This window comes from Streptomyces sp. NPDC059003, from assembly GCF_042740445.1.
Taxonomy (GTDB): domain Bacteria; phylum Actinomycetota; class Actinomycetes; order Streptomycetales; family Streptomycetaceae; genus Streptomyces.
This window is the reverse complement of sequence record NZ_JBHYJH010000323.1, coordinates 1-5,402: the sequence shown is the minus strand read 5'-3', so window position 1 is coordinate 5,402 and position 5,402 is coordinate 1. Positions and strand designations below refer to the sequence as shown.

At 69.8% G+C, this 5,402-nt stretch carries 6 protein-coding genes and 1 pseudogene; 2 read left to right on the top strand and 5 right to left on the bottom strand.

Features of this window, described 5'->3' with window-relative positions:
• The 5 genes and pseudogenes from ACFWZ5_RS44560 to ACFWZ5_RS44540 form a co-directional block, all read right to left on the bottom strand.
• Positions 1-367, bottom strand: a pseudogene (locus ACFWZ5_RS44560) (hypothetical protein); the annotation flags it as partial.
• Positions 368-433: 66 nt separating this feature from the next.
• Complete coding sequence (gene bluB, locus ACFWZ5_RS44555) at positions 434-1,105, bottom strand: 5,6-dimethylbenzimidazole synthase (RefSeq protein ID WP_384892851.1); 672 nt, start codon at positions 1,103-1,105, stop codon at positions 434-436.
• Entirely contained in the window at positions 1,102-1,614 is a 513-nt protein-coding gene (locus ACFWZ5_RS44550) for a flavin reductase family protein (RefSeq protein WP_384892848.1), read from the bottom strand. Before ACFWZ5_RS44550 ends, bluB begins: the two co-directional genes overlap by 4 nt.
• 4 nt (positions 1,615-1,618) lie before the next feature.
• Positions 1,619-2,908: a 3,4-dihydroxy-2-butanone-4-phosphate synthase gene (gene ribB, locus ACFWZ5_RS44545; RefSeq protein ID WP_384892845.1), complete on the bottom strand. Its 1,290-nt coding sequence runs from the start codon at positions 2,906-2,908 to the stop codon at positions 1,619-1,621.
• A complete protein-coding gene (locus ACFWZ5_RS44540; RefSeq protein WP_384892842.1) occupies positions 2,905-3,741 on the bottom strand; it encodes an arylamine N-acetyltransferase in 837 nt (278 codons plus the stop codon). The genes ribB and ACFWZ5_RS44540 overlap by 4 nt, the downstream gene beginning before the upstream one ends.
• A 737-nt stretch (positions 3,742-4,478) precedes the next feature.
• Here ACFWZ5_RS44540 and ACFWZ5_RS44535 point away from each other — a divergent pair.
• Positions 4,479-4,865: a terpene synthase family protein gene (locus ACFWZ5_RS44535; protein WP_384892838.1), complete on the top strand. Its 387-nt coding sequence runs from the start codon at positions 4,479-4,481 to the stop codon at positions 4,863-4,865.
• A 73-nt stretch (positions 4,866-4,938) separates the two neighbouring features.
• A complete protein-coding gene (locus ACFWZ5_RS44530) occupies positions 4,939-5,400 on the top strand; it encodes a hypothetical protein (RefSeq protein WP_384892834.1) in 462 nt (153 codons plus the stop codon).
• Positions 5,401-5,402: the final 2 nt, after the last annotated feature.

Genomic DNA, 5,402 nt, shown 5'->3' with positions numbered 1-5,402 from the left:
CGCCGAGGCCGAGACGGTGGGCGACCTCGGGCGCGGTCGCCGGGCACAACTGGTCCGGTGTCATGGTCGCGACCAGGACCAGCTCGACGTGGTCGCAGGCGGCGTCCGCCATGGCCAGGCGGCCCGCTTCGACGGCGGCGGCCGCGGTGCTCTCGGCCGTCGGCCCCCGGCTGGTCCAGTGCCGGTGCTCGATGCCGGTCCGCCGGCTGATCCACGCGCCGGTGAGCGGTACGGAGGGGTCTTCAGGGTCGGTGCCCGCGCCTGCGGACTGCGCGGCCCGCAGGAGCTCGTCGTTGTCGAGGCGGTCCGGGGGCAGCCAGGATCCCAGGCCCTCCACGACGGCGGTGACCCGCTGCTCGGGTTTCATCCGAGGACTCCTTTCCCGAAGTGAGCGTGTGCGGGGGTGAACTCCCGTACGGAGCGGCGGGGCCTGTCACCGGCGCAGGACCTGCCGGCCCGCGCCGGTCCGGTCCTGCCAGCCGGCGCGGGCGAGTTCGCCGGTGTCGTCGTGGCCGGTCGGCCGGCCCACGCACAGATACGCGACGATCTTCCAGGTCCGGGGGACGTCCAGCACGGCCGTGACCTTCTCGGGCTCAAGGATGGACAGCCAGCCCACGCCCACCCCGTGGGCGCGGGCCGCGAGCCAGAAGGTGTAGGCCGCGAACGCCGCCGAGTACTGCAGCGTCTCCGGCATCGTCTGCTGGCCCAGGCCATGGCCCTGGCGGGTGCCCAGGTCGCAGAAGACGGCGTAGTGGTGCGGCGCCTCCTGGATCCCGGTGAGCCGCAGCCGCGCGTACGTCCGGGCCCGTTCACCGGAGTAGCCCTCCAGAGCCCTGGAGTTGGCCCTGCGGAAGCTGTCGACGACCTCCTCGCGCCGGTGGGGCGTGTCGACGGAGACGAACCGCCAGGGTTCGGAGTTGGCCACACTGGGTGCCAGGTTCGCCAGGTCCAGCAGGGTGTCCAGGATCTCCTCCGGGACCGGATCCGGCGCGAAGCGCGTCACCGAGCGCCGCCAGACGAGGAGGTCCTGAACGGTGTGCCGTTCGGTGACGCCGAACGTCGGTGGGCGTGCGGGGTCGTCGGTGGTGGAGTCGGTCGGGGTCATGGTGTCTCCTCCCGGGTGCGGGTCCCGCCGGGCGGGAGGCCGAGGTGCGTGCCGAACTTCTTGCCGTGGTAGAGCAATGGAGGGACGGGATATGTCTGTGCTTCCCTGCCCCGGAGGAAGAGGGCTTCGTGGTCGCCGAGGGCGAAGGAGTGCAGGAGTTCTCCCCTGAGCCAGCCGGCGACGCCGTGCAGCTGGGGCAGTCCGACGCGCTCGTACCAGCGTGCGCGGCGGAACCGGTCGGCGGTCGCGCCGGCGAAGTCGGCGGCCAGGCAGGCATGGTCCCAGGCCAGGATGTTGATGCCCAGCAGGCGGGTCGTCTTGGCCCGGGCGAGCGTGGCGGAAGCTGCGCCCAGCATGACGGCCACGGCGGGCGGTTCCCAGGAGAAGGGGGTGAAGGCCCCCACGGTCGTCCCGTGGGGTCTGCCCTCGTGCGACGAGGTGACGACGGCGACCGGTGAGCACAGGTTGCGCATGGCCCGCCGGAAGTCGCGCGGGCTGAGGTCGTCCATTGCGTCACGCTCCGCCCGCGGCTTCGGGTGGGGTGCCACCTGGTGCGGCTCGATCCAGCCAGGGCAGGTCGTGGCTCATGCGGTCGCGCTTGGTGCGCAGGTAGCGCCGGTTGTGCACCCGACCTGGGCCGGCAGCGGGACCCGGCTGAGCGCGCTGAATCCGTAGCCGATCAAAGAGGTGCACTTGGCCGGATTGTTCGTCAGCAGCCGGAGCGCTCCCATGTCCGTCCAGGTCACGCAGGATGTCGGCGCCCACCCGGTAGTCGCGGGCGTCGGCGTCGAGGCCCAGCTCCAGGTTGGCGTCCACGGTGTCCCACCCGGACTCCCGCAGCTCGTAGGCCCGCAACTTCGAGGTCAGGCCGATGCCGCAGCCTTCGTGACCGCGCAGGTAGACCACCACTCCCCGGCCCTCGGCGGCGACAGTCCGCAGCGACGCACACAGTTGGTCGCCGCAGTCGCACTGCAGGGATTCGAAGAGATCACCAGTGAGGCACTCGGAGTGCAGCCGTACCGGCACCGCCGTCGGCGCCCCGCTGTCGTCGGCCACGTCGCCGCGGACCAGGGCGAGGTGCTCGATCCCGTCGACGGGCGAGCGGTAGCCGTAGGCGGTGAACTCGCCGTAGAGGGTCGGCAGGCGGGCCACTGACTCCCGGCGTACCCGGGGCTCGGTGGCACAGCGGTACGCGATGGAAATGATCTTCAGGTCGTGGCGGCGGGCGAACGGCACGAGATCGGGCAGGCGCAGCATCCGTCCGTCCGGGCCGACGATCTCCACGAGGACTCCGGCCGGGAACAGTCCCGCCAGCCGCGCCAGGTCCACCGCGGCCTCGGTGTGCCCCGCCCGGGGGAGGATCCCCTCGGGTCGGGCCCGGAGCGGGAAGACGTGTCCGGGCCGGGCGAAGTCGCTGCTGTGTCCGCTGCGGGCCAGCAGCCGCAACGTCGTGGTCCGGTCGGCGGCGGAGATTCCCGTGCCGACCCCGTGCGCGGCGGTGGCGTCCACCGAGACGGTGAAGGCGGTCTGCCGGGGGTCGCTGTTGCGGGCGACCATCGGCCCGAGGGCCAGGTGGTCCAGGCGCGCGCCTTCCATGGGGGCGCAGATGAGGCCGCGGCGCTGCGTCATCATGAACGCCACGTGGGCCTCGGTGACCTTCTCCGCGGCCAGGACGAGGTCACCCTCGTTCTCGCGATCGGCGTCCTCCACCACGACGACCGCACGGTCGGCGGCGATGTCGCGCACCGCTTCCTCGACGGCCGCCAGGCCGCCTTCCCCCGCGCGTTCCCCCGTCGTGTTCACGAGACCGTCCCCTGCCGGCCGTCGCCCGCTTTCGCCGCCTGCAGATCGAGCAGGGTCTGCTGGACGCAGACCTTGCGCCACAGCCGGGACAACTCCGCATCTCCCACCCCGGGAAGGTGCAGGCCGAAGACGTCCGCCACGGCCTGCAACCACTCGCGGCGCGTCTCCAGCCGCCGCTCGTGGCACCCCCCGGCCTCGGTCCGTACGAGGGTGCACGCCATCAGTGTGTCCAGGCCCGCCGCGTCCCGGCGGTTCAGTTGGAGCAGCTGGACGAAGACCGAGTCCGGAGATGTGGCCAACTCCGCGTGCCGCTCCGTGAAGGCCTGCCATTCGGCGTCCCGCAGCGAGAAGTCCATCCCGTACCAGGAACGCAGTGCCGGGTCGTGGACGAACTGCCACACCACCGTCCCCGACGCGTCCTCGCGAGGGGAGAGTGTGTACGTGAAGGGACCTTGGCGACGGGACCCCGCCGCCAGCGGCAGCGGCTCGTACAGGCCGTTCCCCAGCCCCACGTCCACCATCCAGGCGGTGCCTTCGACCGACACCGTCAGCGCCATGTGGTTGCCCAAGGCCGCCACGGCCGGCTCCGGCTGGTCCGCGCTCAGCCGGACCTCCCCGCGATGCCGATGCACGTCGTAACCGAGGTGGCGCAGCAGGGCGGAGAAGACGCCGTTGAGGTGGAAGCAGCCGCCGCCCCACCCGGACAGCACCCGCGTGACGCAGGCGGACGGCTCGATACTGTCGGTACGGCCGAGCTGCACGATCAGATTCTCGTGGACGACTTTCTCGACGTGGCGCCGATGGAGTGCGAAGAGAGACGCGAGGTCGGGCACGGCCGGTGCCCGAACACCCAAATGTCGGAGGTAGTCCTGCGTCCAATGCGCTGCCCGCTGCACACACGCTCCTTGCCGTGGTCGTGAATGCGGCGGAGCGCACTGCGTTGCTCACGGACGTCCCGGACGTCATCCCGCCGCCGTTTCAGGGAATCGGCAGAAGTGTTTCTCCGTCAAGGGCGTGCACGACGCGGGAAAGAACAACGCGCGCCTTCGGTATGCCGCGGAATGCTCTCGCGCGCCGGTTTGATCCGGGCGGACCGGAGGGTTGACGAAGTAGAATAGTTCAGGCCCGGGCCTCGCCCTGACTCCGTGTTCGCGCCGTGGGCCCAGGATGTACAAGGACGTAGCGGTGGACAGACCGAGAAGCCGGCGGTGGACGGGAAAACGCCGACCGGAGCTGACCGAACCGCAGGATGTCGGGTGGTGATGGATGCCCCATGGGCGATCCTTTTCGCCCCAAACCTTGCGTCTGACCGTCCGCCGACGCCGCGTTCCTCAGGAGCACGAGGCCTCTCATTCCGACGTCGCGCCTACGCGACACCGCCCACCCCCACAGTATGCGGAGCCGACGAAAGCCTGTACACAGAGTGAAAGGGAAGACTTGCCATGGACCTGCGAACCCGGCCCCCCCCTTTCTACTGCCCGATCCAGCTCGACGTCCATCCCGCCGGTGACGAGATCAACCGGCGCGCCACAGCTTGGCGAGTCAGGGGTTCTGCGAGAACCATGTCGTCTTGGCGAAGCTCGCCGACGCGGATGTCGGCGGCTTCATCGCCCGGCTGTTCCCTGGCGCGTCGGAGGCTGCACTGGAAGCCATCACGAAGTTCCATCTGTGGGGATTCGCCTTCGACGACGAGATCGAACGCATGGCCGTGGACCGACTGACGGACGCGGTCGACGCGCACGGTGATCTCATGCGAGTCCTCGACGCGCCCCGCAGCACGGTGCAGGTCGCGTCCCCTTACGGGAAGGCGTTCAGGGACATCAGCGACGCGTTCCGCGACCTGGCCACACCGGCGGTCTGGCGGCGCTGGATCGACAGCAGCCGAGCCTTCGCGCTCGGCGTCGTGTGGGATGCTCATACCACAACAACCGGACCATTCCCGGCCCCGACCACGTGACGACCATCCGCGCGCTCGACGCCGGTGGTGGCAGCTACGCGACGGACATTGTGGAGATCGCCTGGGATTCGAGGTGCCCGCCGAGGTGCGGGAACGTGAGGAAGTACGCGCACTCACCGACATGACCGCCGTACTCCTCGCCTGGGACAACGACATCTATTCGTACGCCGCGGAAATCGACAAGCATGTCGAAGAGATCAACCTGGTGACATCGCTGGCCCACCACTGGTCCTTGGATTCCCATGAGGCCATCACCCAGGCCGTGAACATGCGCAACCAGGTGATGCGGTGCTACGAGCAGGTGCGCGCCAAATACCCAGCAACGGGGGATGAGGCGCTGGAGCGCTACCTGACGGGTCTCGACAAGCTGATTCGCGGCCATCTGGACTGGGCCCTTGAGCGCACCCGCCGGTACAGCAGTGAACAAGTCGAGTTGACCGCGCTTACCCTGACCGAGAAACTTCCGAGCCGTGCCGCAGACTTCGCTCAGCCGGTGGAGTTGCCCACGCTGCGTTGGTGGTGGAACCTGCTGTAGGC

Coding starts and splice junctions, on each gene's coding strand:
- bluB (WP_384892851.1), bottom strand. CDS start 1,105: ATGACCCCGACCGACTCCACCACCGACGACCCCGCACGCCCACCGACG.
- ACFWZ5_RS44550 (WP_384892848.1), bottom strand. CDS start 1,614: ATGGACGACCTCAGCCCGCGCGACTTCCGGCGGGCCATGCGCAACCTG.